Genomic DNA, 454 nt, shown 5'->3' on the forward strand with positions numbered 1-454 from the left:
TGTCCACCGAGCTCAAGGATGCAGCGCTGCAGATTATTCGCGGCCAGTGTGGCCAGCTGTTTCCCAACAGCGGTCGACCCCGTGAACGTCAAGACTTTGACAATTGGCGAACTGAGCAGATGCCGTGATATATGCACAGGAACACCGAACACCAGGTTGACCACGCCTTCCGGTATCCCTGCTTGACGCAAAGATTCCACGATATGGACAGCCACGCTTGGCGTCTCTTCGGCCCCTTTGAGGATCACCGGGCAGCCTGCCGCCAGCGCGGGGGCGAGCTTGCGGGCGATGAGAACGGCTGGATAGTTCCACGGCGTAAAGGCAGCGACGACACCGAGGGCCTCCGGGACGATCATCCTGTTCGGACCCAACGGAATCGGGGTCGACAACTCATCGGCATGCCGGCCATTCCATTCCAGCGTTTCGACTGCGCGCGCGTACTCTCCTGTTGCTT

The 454-nt window shown here is 60.1% G+C and carries 1 protein-coding gene; it reads right to left on the reverse strand.

What is annotated here, in order from left to right:
• On the reverse strand, positions 1-454 hold a 454-nt coding region (locus EN906_RS36875), incomplete at both ends, for an aldehyde dehydrogenase family protein (protein ID WP_127375902.1).

It is taken from the genome of Mesorhizobium sp. M7A.F.Ca.CA.004.06.1.1, from assembly GCF_003999135.1.
In the GTDB taxonomy this organism is placed as follows: Bacteria; Pseudomonadota; Alphaproteobacteria; order Rhizobiales; family Rhizobiaceae; genus Mesorhizobium.